The sequence below is a fragment of the Salmonella sp. 5800 genome (assembly GCF_046558195.1).
Classification (GTDB): domain Bacteria; phylum Pseudomonadota; class Gammaproteobacteria; order Enterobacterales; family Enterobacteriaceae; genus Salmonella; species Salmonella enterica.
Map to the genome: position 1 here is coordinate 1 of NZ_JBGDOX010000037.1, position 383 is coordinate 383.

General features: G+C 46.7%; 1 tRNA gene and 1 rRNA gene. Both read left to right on the top strand.

From position 1 onward, the window contains the following. A 16S ribosomal RNA gene (locus tag ACLJZ5_RS22100) occupies positions 1-74 on the top strand; the annotation flags it as partial. An 85-nt stretch (positions 75-159) separates the two neighbouring features. Continuing rightward, positions 160-235 (top strand) — tRNA-Glu (locus ACLJZ5_RS22105). The last annotated feature ends 148 nt before the right edge of the window (positions 236-383 follow it).

Here is a 383-nt window from a genome sequence, read left to right on the forward strand (position 1 = left end):
CTTTGTGATTCATGACTGGGGTGAAGTCGTAACAAGGTAACCGTAGGGGAACCTGCGGTTGGATCACCTCCTTACCTTAAAGAACTGTTCTTTGCAGTGCTCACACAGATTGTCTGATGAAAAATAAATAGCAAGGCGTCTTGCGAAGCAGACTGATACGTCCCCTTCGTCTAGAGGCCCAGGACACCGCCCTTTCACGGCGGTAACAGGGGTTCGAATCCCCTAGGGGACGCCACTTGCGCGGTAATGTGTGAAAGGCGTTGCCATCAGTATCTCAAAACTGACTTACGAGTCACGTTTGAGATATTTGCTCTTTAAAAATCTGGATCAAGCTGAAAATTGAAACACAGAACAACGAAAGTTGTTCGTGAGTCTCTCAAATT